Origin of the sequence: Pseudomonas flavocrustae (genome assembly GCF_029872515.1) — a bacterium.
GTDB lineage: Bacteria > Pseudomonadota > Gammaproteobacteria > Pseudomonadales > Pseudomonadaceae > Chryseomonas > Chryseomonas aestiva.
The window spans coordinates 813,926-838,719 of the sequence record NZ_JAPDIQ010000001.1 but is presented as its reverse complement, the minus strand read 5'-3'; the positions used below and the strand labels follow the sequence as shown (position 1 = coordinate 838,719).

At 65.3% G+C, this 24,794-nt stretch carries 23 protein-coding genes; 15 read left to right on the top strand and 8 right to left on the bottom strand.

The features are described from left to right. The first annotated feature begins 81 nt into the window (after positions 1-81). The 4 genes from OMP44_RS03855 (at position 82) to OMP44_RS03840 (ending at position 3,616) form a co-directional block, all read left to right on the top strand. On the top strand, positions 82-1,416 hold the full coding sequence (locus tag OMP44_RS03855; RefSeq protein ID WP_280306546.1) for an alginate export family protein: 1,335 nt from the start codon (positions 82-84) through the stop codon (positions 1,414-1,416). A gap of 41 nt (positions 1,417-1,457) precedes the next feature. After that, positions 1,458-1,946: a DUF3237 domain-containing protein gene (locus tag OMP44_RS03850; protein ID WP_187979585.1), complete on the top strand. Its 489-nt coding sequence runs from the start codon at positions 1,458-1,460 to the stop codon at positions 1,944-1,946. 77 nt (positions 1,947-2,023) lie between these two features. Beyond that, positions 2,024-3,196, top strand: coding sequence for an MFS transporter (locus OMP44_RS03845; protein ID WP_187979586.1), 1,173 nt, complete (start codon positions 2,024-2,026; stop codon positions 3,194-3,196). Positions 3,197-3,361: 165 nt separating this feature from the next. Continuing rightward, positions 3,362-3,616 carry a DUF2790 domain-containing protein gene (locus tag OMP44_RS03840; RefSeq protein ID WP_187979587.1) on the top strand — a complete coding sequence of 85 codons (255 nt, stop codon included), beginning with the start codon at positions 3,362-3,364 and terminating at the stop codon, positions 3,614-3,616. A gap of 137 nt (positions 3,617-3,753) precedes the next feature. Here the strand turns inward: OMP44_RS03840 and OMP44_RS03835 are convergent, their stop codons facing one another. After that, positions 3,754-3,948, bottom strand: a complete 195-nt coding sequence (locus OMP44_RS03835; RefSeq protein ID WP_187979588.1) for a hypothetical protein — start codon at positions 3,946-3,948, stop codon at positions 3,754-3,756. 230 nt (positions 3,949-4,178) lie between these two features. Between OMP44_RS03835 and OMP44_RS03830 the strand changes: the two genes are divergently transcribed. Next, positions 4,179-5,150, top strand: coding sequence for an endonuclease (locus OMP44_RS03830; protein WP_280306766.1), 972 nt, complete (start codon positions 4,179-4,181; stop codon positions 5,148-5,150). Positions 5,151-5,206: 56 nt separating this feature from the next. On the opposite strand, the gene OMP44_RS03825 is transcribed toward OMP44_RS03830, so the two are convergent. Continuing rightward, positions 5,207-6,439 (bottom strand): glutamate carboxypeptidase, encoded by a 1,233-nt coding sequence (locus OMP44_RS03825; RefSeq protein WP_280306542.1) that lies wholly within the window; start codon positions 6,437-6,439, stop codon positions 5,207-5,209. Positions 6,440-6,946: 507 nt separating this feature from the next. On the opposite strand from OMP44_RS03825, the gene OMP44_RS03820 reads away from it, so the two are divergent. The 6 genes from OMP44_RS03820 (at position 6,947) to OMP44_RS03795 (ending at position 12,313) form a co-directional block, all read left to right on the top strand. Then, on the top strand, positions 6,947-7,723 hold the full coding sequence (locus OMP44_RS03820; RefSeq protein ID WP_133860988.1) for a transporter substrate-binding domain-containing protein: 777 nt from the start codon (positions 6,947-6,949) through the stop codon (positions 7,721-7,723). A 64-nt stretch (positions 7,724-7,787) separates the two neighbouring features. After that, complete coding sequence (locus OMP44_RS03815; RefSeq protein ID WP_280306540.1) at positions 7,788-8,465, top strand: amino acid ABC transporter permease; 678 nt, start codon at positions 7,788-7,790, stop codon at positions 8,463-8,465. Next, positions 8,462-9,196: an amino acid ABC transporter ATP-binding protein gene (locus OMP44_RS03810; protein WP_133860990.1), complete on the top strand. Its 735-nt coding sequence runs from the start codon at positions 8,462-8,464 to the stop codon at positions 9,194-9,196. The genes OMP44_RS03815 and OMP44_RS03810 overlap by 4 nt, the downstream gene beginning before the upstream one ends. 20 nt (positions 9,197-9,216) lie before the next feature. Continuing rightward, positions 9,217-10,452, top strand: coding sequence for a cysteine desulfurase-like protein (locus OMP44_RS03805; protein ID WP_280306538.1), 1,236 nt, complete (start codon positions 9,217-9,219; stop codon positions 10,450-10,452). A gap of 36 nt (positions 10,453-10,488) precedes the next feature. Beyond that, a complete protein-coding gene (locus OMP44_RS03800; protein WP_158890436.1) occupies positions 10,489-11,358 on the top strand; it encodes a MurR/RpiR family transcriptional regulator in 870 nt (289 codons plus the stop codon). 52 nt (positions 11,359-11,410) lie between these two features. Then, complete coding sequence (locus OMP44_RS03795; protein WP_280306535.1) at positions 11,411-12,313, top strand: allantoinase PuuE; 903 nt, start codon at positions 11,411-11,413, stop codon at positions 12,311-12,313. A gap of 127 nt (positions 12,314-12,440) precedes the next feature. Here the strand turns inward: OMP44_RS03795 and OMP44_RS03790 are convergent, their stop codons facing one another. The 6 genes from OMP44_RS03790 to OMP44_RS03765 form a co-directional block, all read right to left on the bottom strand. After that, the gene (locus OMP44_RS03790; protein WP_133860994.1) at positions 12,441-12,890 is read right to left on the bottom strand and encodes a DMT family transporter; all 450 of its coding nucleotides are present in this window, start codon (positions 12,888-12,890) and stop codon (positions 12,441-12,443) included. Between the two features lie 260 nt (positions 12,891-13,150). Beyond that, a complete protein-coding gene (locus tag OMP44_RS03785) occupies positions 13,151-14,095 on the bottom strand; it encodes a dienelactone hydrolase family protein (protein WP_280306764.1) in 945 nt (314 codons plus the stop codon). Positions 14,096-14,442: 347 nt separating this feature from the next. Continuing rightward, the gene (locus OMP44_RS03780; RefSeq protein WP_280306532.1) at positions 14,443-16,167 is read right to left on the bottom strand and encodes a nitrilase-related carbon-nitrogen hydrolase; all 1,725 of its coding nucleotides are present in this window, start codon (positions 16,165-16,167) and stop codon (positions 14,443-14,445) included. A gap of 3 nt (positions 16,168-16,170) precedes the next feature. Continuing rightward, positions 16,171-17,652 (bottom strand): purine-cytosine permease family protein, encoded by a 1,482-nt coding sequence (locus tag OMP44_RS03775; protein WP_280306530.1) that lies wholly within the window; start codon positions 17,650-17,652, stop codon positions 16,171-16,173. Between the two features lie 98 nt (positions 17,653-17,750). Next, positions 17,751-18,353: an ANTAR domain-containing response regulator gene (locus OMP44_RS03770; protein WP_280306529.1), complete on the bottom strand. Its 603-nt coding sequence runs from the start codon at positions 18,351-18,353 to the stop codon at positions 17,751-17,753. Then, positions 18,350-19,486, bottom strand: coding sequence for a transporter substrate-binding domain-containing protein (locus OMP44_RS03765; RefSeq protein ID WP_273862207.1), 1,137 nt, complete (start codon positions 19,484-19,486; stop codon positions 18,350-18,352). Before OMP44_RS03765 ends, OMP44_RS03770 begins: the two co-directional genes overlap by 4 nt. Before the next feature lie 527 nt (positions 19,487-20,013). On the opposite strand from OMP44_RS03765, the gene OMP44_RS03760 reads away from it, so the two are divergent. The 4 genes from OMP44_RS03760 (at position 20,014) to OMP44_RS03745 (ending at position 24,672) form a co-directional block, all read left to right on the top strand. After that, complete coding sequence (locus OMP44_RS03760) at positions 20,014-20,982, top strand: helix-turn-helix domain-containing protein (protein WP_280306527.1); 969 nt, start codon at positions 20,014-20,016, stop codon at positions 20,980-20,982. 65 nt (positions 20,983-21,047) lie between these two features. Next, the gene (locus OMP44_RS03755) at positions 21,048-21,974 is read left to right on the top strand and encodes a SphA family protein (RefSeq protein WP_280306526.1); all 927 of its coding nucleotides are present in this window, start codon (positions 21,048-21,050) and stop codon (positions 21,972-21,974) included. Positions 21,975-21,984: 10 nt separating this feature from the next. Next, a complete protein-coding gene (locus OMP44_RS03750; protein WP_187979596.1) occupies positions 21,985-23,202 on the top strand; it encodes an MFS transporter in 1,218 nt (405 codons plus the stop codon). Positions 23,203-23,223: 21 nt separating this feature from the next. Then, positions 23,224-24,672, top strand: coding sequence for an amidase (locus tag OMP44_RS03745; protein WP_280306525.1), 1,449 nt, complete (start codon positions 23,224-23,226; stop codon positions 24,670-24,672). Positions 24,673-24,794: the final 122 nt, after the last annotated feature.

Genomic DNA, 24,794 nt, shown 5'->3' with positions numbered 1-24,794 from the left:
CCTGCTGCGCCAGGTATTTGGTGGTCGCCTTGGCCACCCTTCACTGCCCTGTAATACAAGAAAAATAGTCAGGAGCTCTCTATGTGCACAACCAAGCGCCTTCCCGGCGTGCTGCTGGCGCTCGGCCTGCCGCTGGCCGGCCAGCCGGCCCTGGCGGGCTATCCATTCGAAAACGAACACCTCAAAGGCGAGTTCAACCTGACGGCGGGCGCCGGTTCCATCACCACCCGGGGCGTCAATTTCGGCGCCGGTCGCGTGAATGCCCGCAGCGGCAGGAACGACGGCAGCCGCATTGCCTGGCAGGAGTTCTACGTCAAACCTGGCGTCACCCTCGACTATTCGCTCAGCGACAGGCTCCACCTGCTCGCCGGCGGCTCGGTGGTCGGCGCTGCCACCCTTGGCGACGGCGATGCCGGTGGCTTCACCCGCAGCTCCGACGGCCGCTTCGCCCCGGAAGAAGGCTACGCCGGGGTACAGGCGGGTGACTGGAAATTCACCGCTGGCCGCCAGAACTTCATGGTCGGCACCGGCTTCATCGTCATGGACGGCAATCTCGATCTGTTCGGCGATGGCGCCTACTGGCTCGGTCCGCGCACCGCCTTCCGCGACTCGGCGATCCTGGCGTGGGGGCATGGCCCGGCCCAGGCACAGGCCTTCACCCTGCGCACCGACGATCACTATGGCGATTTCCGCCTGAGCGGCGCCAACCTGGATTACGACCTCGACGGCCAGGTGACCCTCGGCGCCCTGGCCATGACGGTCGATACCCTGGCCAGCAACAACAGCGCCGCAGCGCGCCGCGACGGCATGCGGGTGTACAACCTGCGAGCCCTGCGCGGTCACCTGCCGGGCCTGCCGAATCTCACCTTGAATGGCGAATACGCGGTACAACGTGGTGGTGACGGCGCCCTCAGCTACGACGCCAGGGCCTGGTACGCCCAGGCCGACTACCAGTTCCAGGACCTGCCCCTCACGCCCACCCTCGGCTATCGCTACGCCGTCTTTTCCGGCGACGACAACCCGACCGACAACCGCCAGAAGGCCTGGGACCCGCTGAGCAAGGGTTTCACCGACTGGAGTACCTGGCTGATCGGCGACGTGGTGGGCAACTACCTGCTGTTCAACAGCAACGAGCGCGTCCAGCAGTTCTCGCTGAAGAACCGGCTCAGCGACGCCCTCACCCTGGGCGTCATCCACTACCAGTTCTGGCTCGACCAGGCCAACTTCCGCGGCGCCGCGGTCAGCGATAGGCGCTTCGCCGACGAGACCGCGGTGTACCTCGACTGGACGCCCAACCGGCAGTTCTATGGCTCGCTCTCGTACAACTGGGTGCAGGCCAGGTCGGCCGCCCGCCAGGCGTTCGGCGACAACGATCGCTTCAGCGCCCTCGAGCTGTATTTCACCTATCGCTACTGACCACCAGTCACCACAGCCCCCGTGGGGCACAGGAGAGCGTGATGAATACCAAGACACCAACCGGGATCGCCGTGCCGACGCTGGAATGGGTGCTGAGCCTGCAGGTGCTCATCGATCCGGCCGATGGCCTGGGCGCCTGCACCGATGGCCAGCGCAGCAACTATCGAATCACCGGCGGGCATTTCGAGGGCGTGAACGTACGCGGCGAAGTGATCGCCGGCGGCGCGGACTTCTATCTGCTGCGCAGCGACGGGGTGGGCGAGCTGGACGCGCGCTACAGCCTGCGCAGCGACCAGGGCGAGTGGATCAACATCCACAACACCGGCCTCATCACCCTCAGCGACAGGGGACAGGCGCAGGTCGCCCAGGGCCTCTGGCCGATCGCCGAGGAGGACTATCACTGCAGTTGCACACCGCGCTTCCAGGTGGCGAGCGGCAGACTCGACTGGCTGACCCGCAGCGTGATGATCGGCAAGGTGGGCTATCCCGCCGCCGACCAGGTGGCCATCCACTGCTATCGCCTCACCTGACCGGCCACCCCTCTTACAGCCAGGCTTTCTACTGAAGCGGCAGGCCACGTGGTGGCCGAGCCGGCAGGTAAACGACCATGACCATCGCCAAGCAAACCCTGGTGCGCACCGCGTGCATCGCCATCGCCGCCGCCTCGATTCTCGTCATCGGCGTGCAGCCGATCTTCATCGGACTGCTGACCGAACGCCTCGACCTGACCCTGGCGCAGCAGAGCTGGACCCTGTCCGTCGAGATGTGCGGCTCCATCGTCGGGACGCTGCTGTACCTGCCGATGATCCGCTTCCTGGGGCCGCGCACCCTGGCCCTCAGCACGGCCCTGCTGCTGCTGTTCGCCAACGCCGCGACCGCCAGCGTCACCGCCCTCGATCCGCTACTGGCCTTGCGCGGCCTCTCGGGAATCTGCTCGGGGGTGCTCTACTCCTATGCCATCTACTGGCTGGGCAGCATGCCGGGCCAGGACAGGTCCTTCGGCATCCTGCTGTTCGTGCAGACCGCCCTGTTCGCCAGCAGCGCGGTGCTCATGCCGATGATCGCCGAGTGGCAGGGTTTCGCGGGGGCGATCTACTACCTGGCCGCCTGGTTCGCCCTGGTCTGTCTGCTGAGTCTCTGCCTGCCGGCCAGGCAGAGCCCGGAAGAGCGACAGGTCTCCCCCGCACCGCTGCGGTCCGGGCTGACGGTGATCGGCGTCTGCTCGCTGCTCGGCATGCTGTTCCTGCAGCTGTCGATCTACTCGCTGTGGGGCTTCGTCGAAGGCATCGCCCGCGACGCCGGGGTGGCACCGGTGGACATCGGCTGGGCGATCAGCATCGGCCTGCTCGGCGGCTTGCCCGGTGCGGCCCTGCCCAGCGTGGCCGGGCGCCATCTGGGCCGCGTGCCGATGATCCTCACCGGCTCCCTGGCCGTGCTCGGCGCCATCTATCTGCTGGCCACGCGCATCCACACGGCGGCGGATCTCATGCTCGCGGTGTTCCTGATGAACTTCGGCTGGAACCTGGCGTTGTCCTACTACATGTCCTCGGTCGTGACCCATGATCCGAGCGGGCGCCTGACCAAGCTGGTCGGCGTGGTGCAGGTCGCCTCGGCCGCCGCGGCGCCGACCCTGCTGAGTCTGCTCATCGAAGGCAACGACCGGCGCAGTCTCTTCGTGCTGTCGGCGGGCGCCATCCTGATCGGCTGCGTCCTGGTGCTCGTCATGCTGTCCTGGGGACGCCGCCAGGTGCCGGGCAAGGCGCTGGACTGCTCTGTGTGAGCGGTGCGCGCACGCAGGGGCCGCGCGAATATCACGGCCGGCCGTGCGGCCAGGCGACAACCTCCATGACCGATTTGTCATCACCCGGTCAGCCTGGCGTCCCCCCTGTCCTCCTAAAGTGGCCCGGTCAGCGACTCGCTACCCACCCCTTCAAGAGGACTCTCCATGAAAGCGCTCCTGCTCGGTCTTTTCGGTCTGCTCGCCACCGGCTCCGCCCTGGCCGCTCCCGACCATCCCGCCCTGATCCATGACCAGCCCGGTTTCTTCGTCCCGCTCGACGTCGCCAAGGTCGTCAGCCAGACCGACCTGGACGCCCAGTGCGGGATCGTGCCGGCCCGCCTCGACTATCTGGATCACGCCGGCCTAGAGCATGAGCTGGACTATCTGGTGTCTGGCAATGGCTGCTACAACCAGAATTGAGGCGTTGTTCGACCCGGTACCGAAGCGCGGCGGCCACCGTCGCGCTAGCCGAGAGGCCTTCTGCATCGTCCTCTTCTGCCCCCGGAACCCAAGGATATCGGGCGGGTAGAGAACGCAACGGATCGGCGGGCGGACCGCTAGAAGAACCGATAGGCCTTGGCCAGTGCCCGCTCCAGCACGGCGATGCAGGCGTGGTCGTCCGCATAGGACAGGAACTGGCGCTGAACATCGGCCTGGGCCTCGGCCAGCCGCGTCTTGCGCTCGGCCAGCTCATCTTCCAGCACCAAGGTGCTCATACCGCCCAGATCACAGCAGGGGGTGGGGCCATTCATAGAAAACTCCGGACAGAAGTGCAGACTGCGTCATCAGACAAGTTTTTGAGATTTGGTTCACAATTCTTAGCGGATCTCATTGTTGCTGAAAGGTGAGTTTCGACCTGAGGTTGTCCAGCCCCCGAGCTAGAGCGTCTGCCCCGAGACTTCCGCACCCTGCACCCGCTATCAGCGAGGCAAAAGCTATACAATTCGGCGCCCTAATCGAGCTGTGAAGATACATGCGCCTTTTGCTTTCGCTCCTCCTGGCCACACTGGTGGCCTCCTCCGCGCTCGCCGCAGCGCCCGATACCTTTGTCGAGGCCAAGGTAATCGCCAGACAAAAAGTCTATTTCGATCAGAACACCAGCGCCCAGGGCGACCTCTATTGCGGCTGCAAGTGGGAGTGGGTCGGCAAGTCCGGGGGACGGCTCGATGCCGCCTCCTGCGGCTTCCAGGCGCGCAAGCAGGAAAACCGCGGCGAACGCACCGAGTGGGAGCACATCGTGCCGGCCTGGACCTTCGGTCATCAGCGCCAGTGCTGGCAGAACGGCGGACGGGAACACTGCGTGGCGGATGACCCGGTGTTCCGCGCCATGGAGGCCGACCTCTTCAACCTCTACCCCGCCGTGGGCGAGGTGAATGGTGACCGGGCCAATTTCAACTACGGCATGGCCCAGGGCGTGCAGCCGCAATACGGCCGGTGCACGACCAAGGTCGACTTCCAGGAACGCGCCGCCGAACCGCGCGACGAGGTCAAGGGCCTGGTCGCCCGGGTCACCTTCTATATGTTCGATCGCTACGGCCTGAACATGTCGCGCCAGCAGCAACAACTGCTGATGGCCTGGGACAAGCAGCAACCTGTCACCGCCTGGGAGCGCGAACGGGACAGCCGCATCGCCGCGGTGATGGGCCACGGCAACCCCTTCGTGTCCGGCGAGCGGCACTGGACGCTGGGCTACCAGCCGGTTGGCGACGGCATCGTCAGCCCCCTGCCGGTAGCCAAGCCAGCGCCGTCAGCGCCCTCAGCACCGGCCAAGACCGATAGCCCCGCCGCGGCCGGCCAGGGCGCGATCATCGGCAACCGCAACAGTCACGTCTATCACCTGCCGCAAGGCTGCCCGAGCTACGCCCAGGTGGCGCCGAAGAACCAGGTCAAGTTCGCCTCCGAAGCCGAGGCGAAGGCGGCGGGCTTCACCAAGGCGGGCAACTGCGCGCCCTGATCGCAAGCCCCGGGCGCTGACCGGCAGCACCCAGGGGTCCTGAGCCGCTTCGGCAGTTACTGCCCCTTGGACAGCTCCACCAGCATCCGCGTGAGCAGATAGATGCGCGGCGTCACGCTGTCCAGTTCCACGTATTCCTCGGGCGTGTGCAGCTTGCCGCCGACGATGCCGAAGCCGTCCAGGGTGGGCACGCCGGCACCAGCGGCGATGCTGGCATCCGCGGCGCCACCGCTGCCTTCGACGGTCAGGGTGCGGCCCAGCTCGCCATAGATGCCCTGGGCCATGGCCAGCAGCCGATCGCTCGCCGCGGTCTGCGGCATCGGCGGCAGGCCACGCTCCAGCCGCGTGGTCACCTCGGTGTCGGGGATCTGCTTGTTGGCAGAGATCCGCGCCAGGTCCTTTTCCACCCGGTCGAATTCCTCGGGCAACGCGGCGCGGACGTCGGCCTTGGCGACGGCGTGATCGGGGATCACGTTGATGCGCTCGCCCGCCTCGATCACGGTGAAGTTGACCGAGGTCTTCTTCTCCGCATCGCCCAGGTCGCTCAGCTGCAGCACCTGGTGCGCGACTTCGGTGGCGGCGTTGCGCCCCAGCTCCGGAGACACGCCGGCATGGGACGCCTTGCCCTTGACCTCCACCACGGCGGTGGCGCTGCCCTTGCGCCACACCACCAGGCCATCGGCCGGCCGGCCCGGCTCCAGATTCAGCGTCACATCATGCTGCTTGGCGGTGCTGGCGATCAGCTCGGTGGCGGCCTGGGAGCCGGTTTCCTCGCTGGCGTCCAGCAACAGGGTGATCTGCCCGTAGTCCTTGAAGTCGAGCTTCTTGAGAATCTCCAGCGCCGCCAGGGCGACCACGATGCCGCCCTTGTCGTCGGACACGCCCGGACCATAGGCGCGCTTTTCATCGGTGCGATACGGCCGGGCCTTGGCCGTGCCCTCCTTGAACACCGTGTCCATGTGCGCCAGCAGGAGAACCTTCGCCTTGCCGCTGCCCTTGAGCGTGGCGACCAGGTGCCGGCTCTGGTCCGGTGCGGTGTTGGGCACCTCTTGCACCGTGGCGCCGAGTTTCTGCAATTCCGCGCTGACGAGCTTGCCCACTTCGGTCAGGCCGGGCGCGTAGCCGGACCCCGAGTCGATGTTCACCAGTTGCTCCAGCAACGTGAGCGTCGGCGCCTTGGCCTGTTCCGCGGCGGTCTGGATGCGCGCGTCGAGCGCGGCGCTGGCGGGCAGGGCGATACAGCAGGTGAGAACGGCAGCGAGGGTGGTGCGCAAGAACGGAGCGGACATCGGACTTTCCTTGTTGGCCTTGTTGGATTAGTCAGACAACTGTAGTCGCAACAAGGACATAGGGGAAACCCGCGCATTTTCCCGGCCGTCCCGGGTAGACGATCCAGCCGTTGTCGCGGAAGGACCTGGCCGCTCCCGGGCTTCGTCAGCTACCTGGTGGCCCTGCGGACCAGCGGGTTGCGCCTTCTATCCGCCGCCGCAAAGCCCAGCCGCCGGACGGCATGCCCAGCGCCCCGGCGCGGCCCTGAGCCGAAGGCCCCGTGCCTCATTTTCAGGCACGGACTGCCGCGCGGGCCCAAGGCGTCTGGCGCCAACCTTTCCCCGGCGTCCCCGCTCAGCAGCCCCGTCCGCAACCCTGCCAAGGCGGCTTCCGCGGCAATTCTCCGCACGATTTTGGAGCAAAAAATCCAATAAAATTTACCATTGAATAAAATAATTCACTGCCTTACTCTCGATTCGACGTTGTAAGGAAAAGCCACTGACAGCACCGGAAAATAGGGAGTGAAGATGAAAGCGAAGATAGCGTTGGGCTTGCTCATGACCGCCGCAGTAGCCCTGCCCGCCTGGTCAGCCGACTGGACGGTGGGGGCCAACGTCGGCAACGTGCCCTGGGAGTTTCAGGACGCCAAGGGTGACTTCGTCGGCTTCGAAGTCGATGTGGTGAAGGAAGTGGCGAAGCGGGCCGGCAAGAGCGTGGATTTCGTCAACATCCCCTTCAACGGGCTGTTCAGCGCGGTGCAGTCGAAACGCGTCGACATCGCGATCTCGTCCATCACCATCACGCCCAAGCGCCTGGAATCGGTCGCCTTCGCTCAACCCTACTTCGACAGCGACCAGTCGCTTACCGCCCTGACCAAATCCAAGGTGAAGAGCCTCGAGGACATGAAGGGCAAGGTCGTCGGTGTCGATACCGGCTCCACCGGCGACATGTGGATCGGCCAGCACCAGAACGAGTACAGGTTCGCCGACGTCTCGCGCTACGAGGGGCTGTCACCGGCCATGCTGGACCTGGGCTCCGGGCGCATCGATGGCTACCTGAGCGATATCCCCGCCGTCCTCTACTACATCAAGGACAAGCCGCAATTCACCATCGTCGCCCGCATTCCCACGGGTGAACGCTATTCGCTGATGCACGCCAAGGGCTGGCCCATGAGCGACCAGGTCAACGACATCATCAGCAAGATGAAGGAAGACGGCACCCTGGGCGCCATCCACAAACAGTGGTTCGGTACCGAGGCCGCCAAGGAGTCGAGCACCCTGAAGGTCTCCGCCGCGCCCAAGTAAGCCCTGCCGCTGCTGCAGGCCCGGGGCGAGGTTCGTTCGCCCTGGGCCGTGACCGAGGTATCCCATGGATCTTCTGCAAACCTTCTTCAACTGGAACGTGCTGGTCGAATCGCTGCCCCTGATGATCCGGGGCCTGGGCGTGACCGTTCTGCTGGGCCTCGTGAGTATCGTCCTGGGTCTGGTCGGCGGGCTGTTGCTGGCCCTGCTGCGTCTGTATTCCTACGCGCCGGTGCGGCTGCTGGCGCGGATCTACATCGACATCATGAGGTCCATCCCGCTGCTGGTCCTGCTGGTCCTGATCTATTACGCGCTGCCCTTCGTCGGGATCCGCCTGTCTTCCTTCGCGGCAGCGGCCAGCGCGCTTTCCCTCGTGTCCTGCGCCTACAGCGCCGAGATCTTTCGCTCGGGCATCGAAGCCATTCCCCGCGGTCAGTTCGAGGCGTCGGCCGCCCAGGGCATGAGCTTCTTCAACACCATGCGCGACGTCGTGTTGCCCCAGGCGATCCGCATCGTGCTGCCGCCCATGACCAGCAACTGCATCAACGTCATGAAGGACACCGCCCTCGCCTCGGTGGTGGCGATGCCCGACCTGCTCAAGCAGGCGACCCAGGCCCAGGCCCTGGCGGCCAACCCGACCCCGCTGGTGGGCGCCGCCCTGCTCTATCTGCTGCTGCTGTTGCCCATGGTGCAACTGGTCAGCTGGGTCGAAAGACGCAATGGCGTGGGAGGCAAGACCGCATGAGCACCCTGATCGACATCGAACACCTCGACAAGTACTACGGCAATTTCCAGGCGCTGAGCGACATCAACCTGCAGGTCGAGGAAGGCGAGGTGGTGGTCATCCTCGGCCCGTCCGGCTCCGGCAAGTCGACGCTGATCCGCTGCATCAACCTGCTGGAAAACTACCAGCAGGGCCATATCCGCGTGGCGGGCGAACGGGTCGAGAACGGACCCCGCCTCGCCGGTATCCGCAGCGAAGTGGGCATGGTCTTCCAGAGCTTCAACCTCTATCCGCACCTGAGCGTCCTCGACAACGTGTCGCTGGCGCCGATCCGGGTGCGCGGCCTGCACCGGCGCGAGGTCCATGCCCGCGCGCGGGATCTGCTGGTCAAGGTCGGCATGGGCGATCACGCCCACAAGTACCCGAGCCAGTTGTCCGGTGGCCAGCAGCAACGGGTCGCCATCGCCCGCACCATGGCCATGGAGCCCCGCGCCATCCTCTTCGACGAGCCCACCTCGGCGCTGGACCCGGAGATGGTCGGCGAGGTGCTCGACGTCATGCAGAACCTGGCCCGCTCCGGCGTCACCATGGTCGTGGTGACCCATGAGATGGGCTTCGCCCGGCGCGTCGCCGATCGGGTGATCTTCATGGAAAGCGGTCGCATCGTCGAACAGAACACCCCGGAACCCTTCTTTACCGCCCCTCAGGAACCCCGCACCCGGGCCTTCCTGCAGGCCATCCTGCACCACTGATCCTGGCTGGAGAGAGTCGCGTGAATTCCCTCGATATCGCATACGTTCGCAAGCAGTTTCCCGGTCTGGCCGACGACTACGTCTTCATGGACAACGCCGGCGGTTCCCTGGTGTTGCAAGGGGTCGCCGAGCGGGTGGCCGACTATCTGCTCAACAGCAGCGTCCAGCTGGGCGCCTCCTACCCGCCCTCGGTCGCGGCCGGCGAGCGCGTGATGCAGGCGCGTCGTTCGGTCATGCAGCTGATCAACGCGGCCCATCCCGACGAAGTCATCATGGGCGGCTCGACCACCCACCTGCTGCAGATACTCTGCCGCGCCATCGCACCCTCGATCGCGCCCGGTGATGAAATCATCGTCACCAACTGCGACCACGAAGCCAACATCGGCCCCTGGGTCCGGCTCTGCGAAGACCGCGGCGCCACCCTGCGCGTCTGGCAGGTCGATCCCGACAGCCTCGAACTGGAACTGGACGACCTGCAGGCGCTGCTCGGCGACAAGACCCGCTATGTGGCCGTGACCCACGCCTCCAACATCCTCGGCTCGATCAATCCCGTCGCCGAGATCGCCCGTCGCGTCCATGCGGTGGGCGCGCAGCTGTGCGTGGACGCGGTGGCCTATGCGCCGCACCGGCTGGTCGATGTGCAGGCCAGCGGCGCCGACTTCTATGTCTACAGCTTCTACAAGACCTTCGGCCCCCACTTCGCCGTGCTCTGGGGCCGTCGCGACCTGCTGCTGGAATTTCCCAGCCTCAACCACTTCTTCATCGGCCAGGACGTGGTGCCCTACAAACTGCAGCCCGGCAACGTCAACTACGAGCTGTCCTTCGGCTGCATCGGCATCTCCGATTATCTGCTCGACATCGGCGACCGACTGGGCGTCCAGGGTAGCGAGCGCGAGCGGATGCAGGCAGCATTCGACGCCTTCGAGATCCAGGAAGATGCCCTGGCCGAGCGACTGCTGGGCTTTCTGCGCCAGCGCCCCAGGGTTCGGGTCATCGGCAAGACCGGCGTCCAGGCGCGCGTACCCACCATCAGCTTCGTGGTGGAAGGGGTGCGCTCGGAAGCCGTGGTGCTCAAGGTCGACGAGCAGCGCATCGGCATCCGCTTCGGCGACTTCTATGCGCGGCGCCTGATCGAGGCCCTTGGCCTGGCGCCCCTGGGTGGGGTGGTGCGGGTGTCCCTGGCGCACTACAACACGCTCGAAGAGATCGATCGCCTCATCACCGCGCTGGATCAGGCAATCACCGAATTGCGCTGACCGGCGCCTCTCCCTTCCCTCTGCCGAGCGTTTTTCATGGCCTTACCGGAAACCCTTGCGGAGCTGCGCGACTGCCTAGCCGCCCAGCACGAGCACCTGTCGGAGCGGCTGCGCGACGCGGCCCGCTTCCTCATCGACAATCCGCACGAGATCGCCCTCAGCACGGTCGCCGAGCTGGGCCGGCGCTCCAACATCGCCCCGACGGCTTACATCCGCCTGGCCCAGGCGCTGGGCTTCGCCGGCTTCAAAGATCTGCAGCGGCTGTTTCGCGCGCCGCTGCAACAGGCCGCCGATACCCACAGCGAGCGCATCCGGCATTACGGCGGGGAAAAGCTGCTGGACGATCCCAGCGACGTCGGCGCCATCCTGCGGGAATTCAGCCAGGCCAATATCGTGTCCCTGGAACACCTGGCGGAAGGCGACCAGCAGGCCAACATCGAAGCCGCCATCGCCCACCTGCAGGTCGCGCGCACCACCTTCGTCATCGGCCTGCGCCGGGCCTTCCCGGTGGCCGCCTACCTGAGCTACGCCCTGAGCCGGGTGGGCCGCCGCGCCGTACAGATCAGCGGCGGTGGCGGCACCCTGCCGGAACAGGTCAGCGCCATCGCCCATGACGATCTGCTGATCGCCGTGAGTTTTCCGCCCTACGCCAGGGATACCGTCGAGGCCTGCCGGCAGGCGCGCGAGGCGGGTGTGACGCTGGTGGCCATCACCGACACCGTGCTGAGCCCGATCGGCAAAATGGCGGAGACGGTCATAGAGGTCAACGATGCGGAGCTGCTCGGCTTTCGCTCCCTCACCGCCTCCTTCTGCATCGCCCAGACCCTGGCCATGGGGCTCGCCTTCAGCCAGGGCGATACCGATGGCACCTTCGATCATGAACGACTGAAGGACATCGACTGCTGAGCCCCTGCGCTCACCTTGTAGTTCACAACTAGCACTTCAGGAGTAGACCCCGATGCTGTCACCTGCACGCGATTTAGTGGGTTATGGAAGACAACGCCCGCAAGGTACCTGGCCCAACGGCGCCCGTCTGGCCATCAGCCTGGTGATCAACTACGAGGAAGGCTCCGAGCGCTCGCTCGCCATGGGCGATCCGGACCAGGAGTCGATGACCGAATGGGGCAGCTACGCCATCCCCGCCGGCACCCGCAATCTGGCGATGGAATCCATGTATGAATACGGCTCCCGCGTCGGCATCTGGCGGATCCTCGATATCCTCGACGAACAGGCGGTGCGCGCGACCTTCCATGCCTGTGCGGTGGCCTTCGAACAGAATCCCGAGGTCGCCAAGGCGGCCGTCGCCGGTGGCCACGAGATCTGCAGCCATGGTTATCGCTGGGAAGAAGTCTTTCGCCTGAGCGAAGAAGAAGAGCGCGAGCACATCCGCCTCGCCGTCGAATCCTTCGAACGCACCTGTGGCAAGCGGCCGGTCGGCTGGTATTGCCGCTATGGCGCCAGCATCCACACCCGCCGGCTGGTGGCCGAGGAAGGCGGCTTCCTCTACGACTCCGACGCCTACAACGACGACGTTCCCTATTTCATCGAGGTCGAGGGCAGGCGCCATCTCGTCGTGCCCTACACCGCCGACGTCAACGACTTCCGCTACTGGAACTCGCCCGGCCTGTCCCAGGCCTCGGACTTCTTCGAATACATGAAGGAAAGCTTCGAGGTCCTCTACGAGGACTCCGCGACCGGACCACGCATGATGTCGATCGGCCTGCACCCGCGCATGGTCGGCCGCCCCGGCCGGGTCCGGGCGATCAAGAGATTCATCGAATACGCCAGGCAGTCCGAGGGGGTGTGGTTCGCGACCCGCGAAGAGATCGCCCGCGCCTGGCTGGAAAGGGCTGACGGCTAGGCTGATCCCAGCGCGTCTGGAGGCGCCTTGGCGGTCTCCGCGCTGTCGTCACCGTCCGGACGCGATGACGACAGCCGTCCCGGGGACAAGGGGACCGCCGCGTGCCGGCGACTAGCGGGGTGCCGCTTCAGAACCGCGCGATCAGGACGACCCCGGCAATCATCAGGAGCGCGCCCAGCAGCCGCCAGCCATTGACCGCATGCTGTTCCATGGAAAACAGGCCGAAGTGATCGATGGCCAGGCTGGCGATGAGGTTGGCGGTGATGGTGACGCCGTTCACCGGCGCCGCGCCGAGGCGCTGGATGAACAGCAGACCGGCGAATACCGCCACCGCGCCGGCGATGCCACCCAGGGGCGCCCACCAGGGCATGTCGCCGAGCTGGCTCACCGAGGGCAGCGGCCTGGGCATGCAGATGAACAGCCCGATCGCGACGAAGGTGACCATCACGAAGGACACCGAGGTCGCCAGCCAGGGATTGACCAGCGCCTTGTTGAGCGAGCCGTTCATGGCCGCACCGGCAGCCTGCAGGAATCCGGCAACGACGATAAGGATATAAGCCCAGTTCGCAGTATTCATCAGGAGTCGTCTCGGAGCGGAGCATGGAGGAGGCGCGGGGCCGATTCAGTGGCCGGGCGAGGCCTGAGTTACGACTAGACACATCTTGTAAAAGTGCCGTCTCGCTCGTACCCGAACGCTCTACACCGGGATATTGGCCGCTTTTTCGACCAGCGGGCCTGACCCGCCGCCTGGATCGATGCCGGTCCCGTCAGGCGCTTCGCGCGAGTCCCGATACGGTCCCGCGCCCTCCTCCGCCAGGGCCGATGGCCGCGTCAGGCCTATTTCACGATGGCCTTGACCGCCTCCAACACATCCCGGGTGGCCTGGCGGGTCGCCTCCGCATCAGGCCCGACCCTGGGACCCAGCACGACGCAGCTGTCCCGGTAGGAAAAGACCTTGCCGGTCTGCTGGTTGATCAACTCGCCCCTGGCGTTCTCGGCGATCCGGCAGTCACGCACGGTCTGGCTGCCCTTCGCGACCACCACCGGACTCCAGGCATAGGGGCTGTCGAAGCCATGCTCGGCATGGGGATAGGTATGCACCCCGAGGTCGGCCCCCTGCTGCTTGAGCGTCGCGAAATAGCCCTCGCAGCGGGAATAGGGATCGTAGTTGTCGGCCAGGCCGTGGTAGACCCGCAGCGGCTTGGCGACGACCTGGTCCTGCTCGCGAAAGGTGATCGAGCAGTCGGGGTAGAACGACAGGTAGCCGGCGAACTGGAAATCCTGGCTTTTCCAGCGCTTGTCGAAGCGCTCCAGGGCGGCGTAGAGCGAAGCCTGTCCGCCGCGGGAAAAGCCCATGAGCAGGATCTTGCCCGGATCGATCCGCGCGTGCCGCGCGAGCAGGGCGCCGGCGCGATAGTCATCCAGGACGAAATTGAGCCGTCCCAGCTGGGCCTGATCGGTGGCGGTGCTGGTGATGCCCCGGCCCGAGAAGCCATCCACGGCGAAGGTAGCGATGCCGACCTGATTGAACTGCCGCTGCCAGTAGGTGATGTTGGCACCCACCCCGCCCGAGCCATGCTGGAGAATGACCACCGGCACTTTGCCCGCGCCTGGCGGCAGCGACAGCACGCCACCGAGCAGCACCTCGGTGCCGCCCTTGTCCCCCGTCAGGAATTGCTGATCGCTCAGCGTCAGCGAGGTGAAGGTCAGCACCTCTTGCCGAGCGGGGATATCGGTTGCCGGCGAGGTGGCGGCGAAGGCCGTGGCACGGGAGAGGCACACCAAGGCGACAAGCAAACCTGAGGCGGAGCGAAGACGAGACTTGTTGACCAGGTAACGCATCGGGTTCAGTCCTTTTTCGTGGGCGATAGGAGTCACCGCTGCTCTCGCATGGCGGGGCACACTTCAAGGTAGGCGACAGCACTGAAAAGCGCCTGCAAGACACCCGGGACGTAACGCTATGGGCTGACGGCTTGGCTGAGTAACCAGATCCGCTCTGAGCCTCGCAGGTCAGGTGGTAAACGACCCGAGGCCGTGCGACAGGTGCGCGAGGTCCGGTGGCAACGAGATGGCACCTCCAACAGCAGTGCCCAGGTGTCTTGGCAGGACAACCCAGGCACCGCTGGAGACTAGCGGGTCGACTCGCCGCCTGGAGCGACACGGTTTGATGCCAGCAGCGGTCGATAGTGCTGCGGCAACCGCATTCGCACCAGATCCTTGGCGCGTACGGTACTGGTGGGGTAATCGCTGGCCAGATTGGCCGTGCTTACTGGTGCCACCACTACGCCCTCCTCGTCGGTCAGCAGCCTTTCCTGGCGAGGAAAGGCGAAGGTGTCAGGGCCGAACACTCCGCTAGGCAGGCCATTCCCATCGTTGGCAAAAGCCAGGTAGAGGTTGTTCTCGCCAGCTCGCACGCGCGCCAGGTGCCAATGATAGAGATCTGCGCCTGTGGGAATGGCACCTGGATGGCGTACGTCGGTGCCAAGGTGGCTGCCGGCAGAGGGACTTGCCAGCAGCGCTGGGCAACCGATCAGATCACAGCCCTGCAAGGCCAACACCCGGGCAGCTTCTGGCACCAGGCAATCTTCCCCTATCAGCAGCCCAAGGCGACCGAATGGAAGATCGAAACAGGCCCAGCTGTCGCCCGCACGGGCCCAGGTCCGGTCGGTACTGCTCAGATGCTGCTTGCGATACACCCCCACCAAACCTTCGGGTCCGAGCAACAGGGCGCTGTTGTAGCAACCTTCCTGAGCCTGCTCGGCGAAGCCCACGACCAGGTGCAGTCGCAGCTGAGCGGCAAGCCGCATAAGCGCCTTGACTGGTGCGCTGGCCAAACTCAGGGCCCTGGCTACGCCTGGGCCTGTGAGAGCCAACTCCGGGCACACCAGCAACTCGGCACCCTCCTCCCGCGCCTGACGGGCAAGGACTTCCAGCGCCACCAGATTACCGTTCACGTCGTTGCCCACTTTCAGCCGGCAGATTGCGATTAGCGAAGCCTTGCCCGGCGGCAGGCTCTGTAAGCCGTACAGGCCAAAGAATGCCAGGGGATTCCACGCATAGCTGTGCATGGCGAGGATCTTGTATTGCTCCGGACGGCGCAGGGCCAGGCGTTCAGCCTGCGTCTGACGGGCAAGCTGTAGATCAAGATCGGCCAGCAGGATACCGTCGCCGCTGTCCAGCATTGCCTGGACATTCCCTTCCGGATCAATCACACAACTCCCGCCGCTGAACTGCACCCCTCGCTCCAGCCCCCAGCGATTGCTTTCGATCAGGTAACACCCGTTTTCATAAGCCCTATTGATCCAGTAAGGCGCTGGCGTACGTTCGGCCAACCAGTTGCTTAGATGGCAGATCACTTCCGCGCCGGCGACCCCGGCAAGGCGCGCGGTTTCGATGAAGTGGATGTCCATGCAAATCAAAAGCGCGATGCGGCCGATGGGCGTATCGAAAACGCTATGCCCATCCCCTGCCGCCGCCCAGCGCGGCTCTGAGATGTAGGGGTGGCTTTTACGGTGAACGCCGATCAAACCGTCCGGGCCGATGAGGACGGCTGAGTTGTAGTAGAGCTCATCGAGCGGATCGACCTCAGGCATCCCGATGACTACGTAGCACTGGTGCTCGCGTGCCATCTCGGCGAATCGCTCTACGGTCGGACCCGGCACAGGCTCGACATAGGGAGACACCTCTTCGCGGCTGGCCCAGCAATAGCCGGTGGTAGCCATTTCCGGAGTGACGATCAGGCGTGCGCCGGCAAAGGCAGCTTCGCGGACCAGAGATTCGAGTCGCTGCAGGTTGCCGTGGTGGTCGAACTGAGTGGGCTCGAATTGGATGGTAGCGATCTTCAGGGTCGTCATGGTTCAGACTCCGGGCGCACGGATTGCAGGACGCGGGCCTTCGTAGCGTGCCGCGGGGCGCCAGGAAGTAGGGGTATCGGCGGGAAAGTCCGAGAAGTAATAGCGACCACGACTCGCCAGGCTGAACGCCACATGCAGTACCGGACCGACAAGCATGGCGATGAACGAGGCGTAATACATGGGGTACAGGCCCAGGATGCCCGCTGCCCCTATGGCCACCGCGATCAACAAGCTGCCTACACCGCACGGATTCCATCGGCGAAGGTGCTCCCGGCGAAATTCGACGAAATCGCTCGGCGCCAATTTGAACACTCGGCGGCAAATGAAGTAATCGGCGAGGATGATGAACACCCAGGTATTGGTGAGGATGCCGGTGATGGCTAGAAAGGTGCCGGTGTACTGAAGAATGTTGCACAGATAGAACAATACCCCCAGGGCCCAGACCGTGAGCATCCACCACTGCCGACCGGGTCGATAGTCGAGCGCCATATCCATGGTGTTGGACAGCGCGATCGAACCCGAATAGAGATTCATCACATTGATCCGGATCTGGGTTATCACGGTGAAGAGCACGCCAATGGCAGCGATCACGGTGGGAAAGACAAAGCCCGGATCCATGGCCAGGGCGAATGCATCCCCCTTGGCTATGTGCGGCATGAGGGTATAGGCCAGCAAGGCACCGCACAGCATGACCGCAACGATGGGTACCAGCATGCCAAGCATGATGGTTGCAGTCCCCCTATGACTGATATCGGGTTTGGCGAAGCGTCCGTAGTCAGTTCCCAGCAACCCCTGGAAGACGATCTGCCCATTGGCCATGTTCATCACCACCCACAGGGCACTGGCGCTGCCCGCCTCGCGAGGCAACCATCCGCTCGGCCCCACCACCTCATAATTTTGGTGGAGCTGATACAGGCAAAAGGCGAACAGCCCGATGAAGATCGGCACGCCCCAGGTCTGCAGGAACTGCATCGACGACATACCCTTCCAGGCAAACCAGATGGTTACCGCACCGATACCAGCAAAGATCGCCACCCCGCTCAGGGATCCCACCTCGATGCCGGCGTAATGGGCAATTGCGTGGGAAACGATGGTGCCTTCAAACAGGAAATAGAAGATGAAGTTCACCGCGTAGATGAGCGAGGTGAACGCCGAACCCATGTAGCCAAAACCCAGCCCTCGTGTGAGCAGACTCAGCGACAAACCTTCCTTGGCGGCGATCTTCATCACGCAGGCACCGATCACCGTAGCCAGAACCACCATATAGAGAATGGGCCAGAGCATGCCCGGCCAGCCCACCTGGAAACTCATGTCAGCGCCCAAACTGAACCAGAACATTGCGGTGGAATTGCCCAGCAGCACCAGGATGATGGCCGGGATCGGCCAGCGGTAGCGGCTGGGTACCCGCCCTACCGCGTAATCCTCGATAGCCTCGGCTTCAGAAATGTCTTGCGGTCCTTGGAACCATTTTTTCAACAGGCTCATAGCGAACGTCTCCTTTTGCGGGGCATGCAGAGGCCCCTAACGGCAACAATGCCGTGACCTGAACGGGTTAGCGTTAAGTGGAACGACAGGGTGTGCGGTCAGGGGGGGCCGCGTGGGACGGGTTCATGCTCGATGATGGCGCGCGCCACGACTTCCACCGAGCTGCGCTGCGCCATGGCTTGCCGCTGGATGCGTTTGTGCGCTTCGTCCTCGCTGATGCCATGGCGGGCGATCAGCAGCATCTTTGCCATGGCTACCCGGCCGACCGCCGACTGTCGGACCTCGAGTTTGCGCAGCTGCTTAAGCAGCTCCATACGGCGCCGCCAGGTGGCACGGGCCATGATCAATTGAGTGAGCAGGCCGAAGGGTTTCAGCGGACGCTCGATCACGGCCGCCGGCTGGGCGCTAAGCACCAGTTCGAGCATGCTCGGGCTTTCATAACCGACAATGGCAATCACCGGCGGCGCCTGCTCGTCAAGGCCAGCAACCAGCACATCGATAGCGGCGCGCTGATCCAGCTCGATCGACAACAAGACCACATCAGTCTCACCAGGAAGCGCCGTCGGCACTGGCCAAACCTGTTGGACCTTGCAACCTATGCGCTGCAACTGCCCGACCACCAGCCGCGCCTCGGCATCCTGCGGGTGCAGTACCAGCACCCGCAGATCCTTGAGTTCACTCAGAAGCGAAGCGGCTGTCATAAGCAGCCCTGCAAGTCATAGTCGAGCAGATAGGGACAAGGACGCAGCGCTCGGGCCGTCCCCTCGACGATGACGAAACGACCTTGGCTATCAAGTTTTGCTACCCGGGGCCATAGCCAGCAGTGCTGGGTTTCACCGTCGAGGTGTACCTGCCCTTGAGGCGCCTCTATCCGTACCTGGGTCAGGGCCTCGCGCAGGGCACCCGGTTCGCTGCTACCGGCGACCTCTACCGCCTTGGCATAGAGGTGCACCTGGAAGTACGCCGCTTCAGCCGCAGCGGTGATAGGCGCGTTGGCACCATGGCGCGCCCGATAGGCACCCACGAACGCCAGACTGGCAGGGGTTTGCACCGTATCGAACCAGGGTGCGGCACAGAGGTGCCCAGCAGCGTGGGCGGGCGGCATCTGCGCGACCTCCGCCTCGTTGGTCGACAGGCTGATGATGGGCATCCGCGCTGGATCCAGTCCCGCCTGGTAGTAGGCGCCGTAAAGCGTGGGGATGTCTGCACCCACCACCGTGGAATAGATAGCGTCCGGTGCGAGCGCGACGACTCGGTCCATGACCTGCTGATAGCGCTCGACGGAGGCACCGAACGGCAGATAGATTTCGTCGAGCACCTCACCGCCGGCCTGCTGAAACAATTCGCGCATCACCCGGTTCGATTCCACCGGATAGATGTAGGGCACTCCAACGAACAGTACGCGCTTGCCGTACTGGGCCATCACATAGCGGGCAAGGGCAAAGGCGTTCTGATTCGGTGTCGCTCCGGTATACCAGCACAGTGGCGAAAACTCGAAGCCCTCATAGAGCGTGGGATAGAACAACGGAACCCGGCGGCTTTCGATGACCGGCAGCACCGCCTTACGGGTGCTCGACATGTGAGTGCCGAACAGCGCTTGTACGGAATGGTCGTCACAGAGCCGCAAAGCTGCCAGACGGTAATGGTCGGGACTTGCCCCGATGTCGGGCAGCAGAGCCGAGATAGGCTGTCCCAGAATCCCGCCCTGTTGATTGATCTCGTCAATGGCAAGAGCGCTGGCCTGGGCCTGCGTCGTCTCGACGGCAGCGGTCATGCTGTGACGTGAGAACAAAAGGCCAACGTTATGGCCGTGCGTCTGGGTAACAATGGGCATAACTGTGCTCCGGATACCGCAATCGTCCGCCTCTAAGGCAGCGTAAGGGGTACAGGACAGAACGTCGCTGGGGCGAGGTCCGAGCCGGCAGCACTGGCGGCGGAAACGATAAGGCGGTGTCGGCGGAATCGCTTGCATCTTTGGAAGCGAGGCCGGCGCAGAGGCGTTACACCTGCCAGGAGCAAAGCAAATTGTACGCCAGCATTTGCCGGCCTGGTTTTGCGAGGGTCGCTGCGACGACTTCGCGCCAACCTGGTGCAAACATCGGAGGTAGTTGCACTTTATACGTTCGCTCAAGCCACTATCGGACCCTTTGGCAGCCTGGCTTTGCTCGCGCACCCAGGAAAAGCGCGATAGCCAGCTGGCGGATCGACCACCAGCCCGTCCCAAGGACTCTCCCATAGCGGGGATAGAACGGCGGTCTGCCAATAGCCAAATTTGGCACCTTTGTCGCGTAAACCGGCCTTGAGGTACGAAACTTGTAGCTCCCGCGCCAACGGCCCTTTGCGACCCAAAAGGTTTCCCAAATGCACCAAGACGGCTCCCTCGCGTTACCGCCGCGCGTCCGGCATCGGTATACCGGTGACATCGACGAGCATGCGCTATGCGTCGAGGGCTGGCACATGCAATACGATCAGCTGTCGTCGGGTCGCTTCCACGGCGAACTCAGCGATCTCTGGCTGGACGGCCTCAGCCTGCTGCGGGATCGCTCCAACCAGGCCATGCTCAAGAGCGGCGAGGCCCAGGGGAACACCCTGACCTTCAGCCTGCCCATGCGTGACGCCGGCGCCCTGCACTGCGGCGGCCATACCTTGCACGAGGCCCAGCTACTGGTGGCGCGTGGCGACAATCTGCCGGAGCTGCGTACCCCGGCCAATCTCGATCTGCTCTGCATCAATCTGCAGGAAGCCGAGATGGCGCGCCTGCTGGCCTGCCAGCACAGCGCTCTCGACGTGCGCGACCTGTCCGGCTGCTATCGCCTCCCTACCGGCTGTGCCCATGGGCAGCTGGCCGCCCTGGCCCATCAACTCTTCGCCCCGGAAGCGGAAATCCAGACCTGGCTGGACCATCCGCGCACCCGCGCGACCCTGCGCGACACCGTGCTGCTGCACCTGCTCGATCTGCTCGACACCAGCGAACCCCATGAGCTGGCACCTAGCGCGCGGCTGCGCATGGTGCGGCGGGCGCGGGAATACGCCCTGGCCCATCCGGACCAGCCGCCCAGTATCCTGGAGCTGTGCAATCGCGTCGGTGCCAGCCGCCGCAAGCTGCAGTACTGCTTCCAGGAGACGCTGGGCATCAATCCGGTCGCCTACCTGCGCACCCTGCGTCTTAATGCGGCCCATCGCGCGCTGCGCCGGGGAGCAGGCGAATCGGTGCAGGACGTCGCCGCCCGGTGGGGTTTCTGTCACCTCAGCCGCTTCGCTCGCGACTACCGGAGGCTGTTCGGCCAGTTGCCCTCCACCACCCTCAAGACCGCCACGCAGAAGTGCTGAATCTGGCTAACGGCGGATAACGGCTTTCCCTCAGGCTCGAGTGGCCAATAAGAAGAGGGAACTCCATGAACGTTACCCGTCCGCTCCACGCCCTTGCCGTCGGCCTCGCCGTCCTGGGGCTGACCGCCGCGACCCACGCCACCGAAAGCGGCTCGCCCACCACCGCCTTCGGCGTCTACGATTTCGGCGCCGGCTTCACCCCGCCGCCGACGCCCCACGGCACCCTGGGTCTGCGCAGCAACTTCTATCGCGCCACCTCCATCCGCGACAGCCACGGTCGCGACAACGGCAATGACTTTTCCATCGACGTCCTCTCCCTGGGCCTGGCCTACCTGAAGATGACCGATACCCGCGTCCTGGGCGCTCGCTATGGTTTCGGTGGGGTCCAGCCCTTCTTCAGGATGGACGCGGACCTCACCGTCAAGGCCAACGGCGTTCCGGTGTTTGCCGACAGCGCCACGCTCTTCCGCCAGGCCGACATCCAGGTCATTCCGCTGATCCTGCAGTGGGAGCCCTCGCGCAATCTGGGGGTGAACTTCTGGTTTCAGGTGCAGGCGCCCACCGGGGATTACGAAAAGAATCGACTGGTAAATCCGGGCACCAACCACTGGACCGTCTCGCCGATGCTCAACCTGAGCTACATCAGCGATTCGGGATTCGAGGTGTCGTCCAGCTTCCAGACCGACTTCAACAGCCGTAACCCCGCCACCGACTACCGCAGCGGCACGGAATACCGCCACGAATTCGCCGTGGGTCAGCACTTCGGCCCCTGGACCGCGGGCCTGGGCGGCTACTACTACCGCCAGCTCACCGACGACGACGCCCCCGGCCTCACCCGCGGCAATCGCGCCCGGGTACTGGCGCTGGGACCGGCGCTGAGCTTCTTCCAACCTGGCCTGCCAGCGGTCTGGGTGCACCTCTACAAGGAGGTCGACGCCCGCAACCGCGCCGAAGGCTACGCCTTCGCCGTGCGGCTCTCCCACAGCTTCTGAGGATCCGTCCATGACCGCCACCGCCTCCCCCCGCCCCACCCCCGGCCGGCGCCAGGGTGCCGTGCTCCTGCTCGGCAGCAGCCTGACCATCATGGGTTCGGTAATGGTCGCCCCGATCATCCCCAAGCTGGGCGCCGAATTCGGTCCCGTCGAACCCCGCGCCGATCTGCTGATCCCCCTGGCGATGACCGGGCCGGCCCTGGCCATCGCCCTCTTCGCGCCCCTGGCCGGCTGGCTGGCCGACCGCCTGGGTCGCAAGCGGCTGCTGATCATCGCCACCTTCTGCTACGCCCTGCTCGGCATGCTGCCGGCGCTGCTGCAATCATTGCCGGCCATCACCCTCACCCGCCTGGTCTTCGGTTTGGCCGAGGCCGCGGTGATGACCTGTTGCGTGACCCTGATCGCCGACTACTGGCAGGGCAGCCGGCGGCTGGCCTACGTCAATGGCCAGGTCATCGCCATCAGCCTGGTGGGCTCGCTGTTCTATGTGGTTGGCGGCGCCCTGGGCGAGCACTCCTGGCGCACGCCCTTCTACCTCTATCTGCTACCGCTGCTGCTGGTGCCCTTCATGCTGCGGCTGCTGTGGGAACCAATCCGCGCCCAGGTCACCAGCGGCGCCGACGAAGGCCCCCAGCACAGTGCGCCGCTGCCCCTGATCGTCAACTACCTGCTGGTCTTCGCCGGCATGGTGCTCAGCGTGGTAGTGCCCATCCAGAGTCCGCTGCTGCTGGTGCAACTGGGCATCACCTCCAGCACCCTGATCGGCGCCTCGGCGGGCCTTGGCCTGCTGGCGACCCTGGGCGGCCCGCTGCTCTGGCCGCTGCTGCGCCGCCGGTGGGGCCTGGCCGGCTGCAACGCCGTGCTGCTGGCCTGCATGGGCAGCGGCCTCTGGCTGCTGGTGAACGCCCGCAGCTACGAAGCCGTGCTGGTGGCGGTGACCGTCCACGGCCTGGGCGTCGGCATGCTGGTGCCCAACACCATGGCACCGGTGATGGGCGCCCTGAGCGCCCGGGCCCGGGGCCGCGGCATGGGCGGCTACACCGGCTGCCTCTACCTGGGTCAGTTCGCCAGTCCCCTGGTGGTGGCAGTGCTCCTGCCCTTCACCGGCGATCTGCACCTGGCCATCCGTACCCTCGCCAGCGCCGCTTTGGTCGCCGCACTGGTCTGGGCGGCCGTCGCCCTGCTGCGGCGCAAGGCCGCCCTGCCCGCTCCGTCGCGCTCTTCCTGAATTCTGATCGAGGATTTTTCCATGCACAGCCTGCAATCCCTGCTGGACACCCAGGACGGCCACGGCCTGGCGACGCTGCTGCGGCAGCGCGAGATCACGGCGAGCGAATTGCTCGAAGCGGTCATCGAGCGCCTGGACACCGTTGAGCCCGGTCTCAACGCCGTGAGCGAACGACTCTATGACCAGGCCCGCGCCGCGGCCCGGGCGCCGCTCGATGTCGAGGCCCCCTTCGCCGGAGTCCCGACCCTGGTCAAGGACCTCTTCACCCCCCTGGCCGGCGCCCGCATGACCAATGGCTCCCTGGCCCTGGGCGAAGCCCGCCCGGATTTCGACTGTGAATTGGTCAGCCGCCTGCGCCAGGCCGGCTGCCTGTTCGTCGGCACCACCACCTCGCCGGAATTCGGTACCTCCTACAGCACCGAATCGCGGCGCTTCGGCGCCACCGCCAATCCCTGGAATCCGGCCCACAGCGCCGGTGGCTCCAGTGGCGGCGCGGCTGCCCTGGTCGCCGCGCGGGTGGTGCCCTTCGCCCATGGCAACGATGGCGGCGGCTCGCTGCGGGTGCCGGCGTCCTGCTGCGGGATCTTCGGTCTCAAGCCCAGCCGCGGACGGATGCCTTCCGGGCCCATGGTCGGTGAAGGCTGGGCCGGCATGGGCACGCCCCACGCCATGAGCCTGTCGGTGCGCGACAGCGCCCTGCTGCTGGATGCCACCGCTGGCGCCGACCTGGGCGCGCCCTATGCGGCACCGGCCCACGACGTACCCTTCGCCAGCCTGCTGGAGCGCGATCCCCGCCCGCTGCGCATCGCCCTGGTCGAGCACCTGGCACCCTGGCCGAGCGGACCCGAGGCCCTGGCCGCGGTGCGCCACACCGCCCGACTGTGCGAAAGCCTTGGCCACCACGTCGAGCCGGCGACCCTGCCGGTGGACCTGCCCCGCTTTCTCGACCAGGTGTTCGACATCATCGGTCCCAGCACCCGTCACTACCTGCAGGTGCTCGGCGCGATGCGCGGTGCCCCGGTCAGCGACGAGGAGCTGGACGCCCGTACCCGGGTGATCCTGCGCGAACGGGGCGACATCCCCGCCCATCGCTACGCTGCCGCGGTGGAAGGCCTGCATGCCCTGGGCCGGACCCTGGCACGCTTTCTCACCGACCATGACGTCATCCTCACCCCCACCCTGACCCGCGAACCGCCGCGGCTGGGCGAGCTGGATGGCGACCACCAGGAACGCTCGCTGGCCGAGGCCATCGCCGCCTTCCACAGCTATTCGCCCTTCACCGCCCTGTTCAACGCCAGTGGCCAGCCAGCCATGTCGGTGCCGCTCTGGTGGACCGCCAATGGCCTGCCACTGGGCAGCCACTTCGCCGCGCGCTTTGGCGAGGAAGGCACCCTGCTGGCGCTGGCCGCCCAGCTGGAGCGCGCGCAACCCTGGGCGGGACGGCGGCCGCCGCTGGCGGGCAGTCGCTGAGGCCCGGGGCGCACGGCAAGGCCCGCCACGGTCTCAGGTGAGAGACGGAGATGCCCATCGCAAACTGGCGGGCATCCCGTCACCCGCTTCGCTTGGATGCTCGCTATACTGGCCGCGCACGG

Bases quoted from the DNA above. Each gene is read 5' to 3' on its own strand.
- OMP44_RS03855 (WP_280306546.1), top strand. From the start codon at position 82: ATGTGCACAACCAAGCGCCTTCCCGGCGTGCTGCTGGCGCTCGGCCTG.
- OMP44_RS03850 (WP_187979585.1), top strand. From the start codon at position 1,458: ATGAATACCAAGACACCAACCGGGATCGCCGTGCCGACGCTGGAATGG.
- OMP44_RS03845 (WP_187979586.1), top strand. From the start codon at position 2,024: ATGACCATCGCCAAGCAAACCCTGGTGCGCACCGCGTGCATCGCCATC.
- OMP44_RS03840 (WP_187979587.1), top strand. From the start codon at position 3,362: ATGAAAGCGCTCCTGCTCGGTCTTTTCGGTCTGCTCGCCACCGGCTCC.
- OMP44_RS03835 (WP_187979588.1), bottom strand. From the start codon at position 3,948: ATGAATGGCCCCACCCCCTGCTGTGATCTGGGCGGTATGAGCACCTTG.
- OMP44_RS03825 (WP_280306542.1), bottom strand. From the start codon at position 6,439: ATGTCCGCTCCGTTCTTGCGCACCACCCTCGCTGCCGTTCTCACCTGC.
- OMP44_RS03820 (WP_133860988.1), top strand. From the start codon at position 6,947: ATGAAAGCGAAGATAGCGTTGGGCTTGCTCATGACCGCCGCAGTAGCC.
- OMP44_RS03815 (WP_280306540.1), top strand. From the start codon at position 7,788: ATGGATCTTCTGCAAACCTTCTTCAACTGGAACGTGCTGGTCGAATCG.
- OMP44_RS03810 (WP_133860990.1), top strand. From the start codon at position 8,462: ATGAGCACCCTGATCGACATCGAACACCTCGACAAGTACTACGGCAAT.
- OMP44_RS03800 (WP_158890436.1), top strand. From the start codon at position 10,489: ATGGCCTTACCGGAAACCCTTGCGGAGCTGCGCGACTGCCTAGCCGCC.
- OMP44_RS03795 (WP_280306535.1), top strand. From the start codon at position 11,411: ATGCTGTCACCTGCACGCGATTTAGTGGGTTATGGAAGACAACGCCCG.
- OMP44_RS03790 (WP_133860994.1), bottom strand. From the start codon at position 12,890: ATGAATACTGCGAACTGGGCTTATATCCTTATCGTCGTTGCCGGATTC.
- OMP44_RS03780 (WP_280306532.1), bottom strand. From the start codon at position 16,167: ATGACGACCCTGAAGATCGCTACCATCCAATTCGAGCCCACTCAGTTC.
- OMP44_RS03775 (WP_280306530.1), bottom strand. From the start codon at position 17,652: ATGAGCCTGTTGAAAAAATGGTTCCAAGGACCGCAAGACATTTCTGAA.
- OMP44_RS03770 (WP_280306529.1), bottom strand. From the start codon at position 18,353: ATGACAGCCGCTTCGCTTCTGAGTGAACTCAAGGATCTGCGGGTGCTG.
- OMP44_RS03765 (WP_273862207.1), bottom strand. From the start codon at position 19,486: ATGCCCATTGTTACCCAGACGCACGGCCATAACGTTGGCCTTTTGTTC.
- OMP44_RS03760 (WP_280306527.1), top strand. From the start codon at position 20,014: ATGCACCAAGACGGCTCCCTCGCGTTACCGCCGCGCGTCCGGCATCGG.
- OMP44_RS03755 (WP_280306526.1), top strand. From the start codon at position 21,048: ATGAACGTTACCCGTCCGCTCCACGCCCTTGCCGTCGGCCTCGCCGTC.
- OMP44_RS03750 (WP_187979596.1), top strand. From the start codon at position 21,985: ATGACCGCCACCGCCTCCCCCCGCCCCACCCCCGGCCGGCGCCAGGGT.
- OMP44_RS03745 (WP_280306525.1), top strand. From the start codon at position 23,224: ATGCACAGCCTGCAATCCCTGCTGGACACCCAGGACGGCCACGGCCTG.